The 311-nt window shown below is 72.3% G+C and carries 1 pseudogene; it reads right to left on the reverse strand.

Features of this window, described 5'->3' with window-relative positions:
- Positions 1-311, reverse strand: a pseudogene (locus NE591_RS13830) (PucR family transcriptional regulator); the annotation flags it as partial.

Consider the following 311-nt stretch of genomic DNA (forward strand, 5'->3'; position numbering starts at 1 on the left):
GCCCCAGGTCGCTACCGTGCTCGGCATCGTAGTCGAACAGAAGCGAGCGCAGAAGGTCGGCGGCACGCGCGGACAGGCGGTCGCTGCGGGCCCCGGCGCCGAAGGCGTCGAAGCGCAGGGTGGTCCAGCGCACGATGCCGGCGTCCTCCCGCTCGGCCGTGCGCAGGGCGGCCATGGCCTGGCGCACGGCTAGATCCCCCTCCCCCAGGCTCTCCTCCTGGCTGATACCGCACACCAAAGGCCCGGCCATGGCGATGCACTTCGCCAGGTCGGCGGCGGAGATGGCGATAGCCTTCTGCGGGGGCCGCTTG

This window comes from Adlercreutzia sp. DFI.6.23, from assembly GCF_024462535.1.
Taxonomy (GTDB): domain Bacteria; phylum Actinomycetota; class Coriobacteriia; order Coriobacteriales; family Eggerthellaceae; genus Adlercreutzia; species Adlercreutzia rubneri.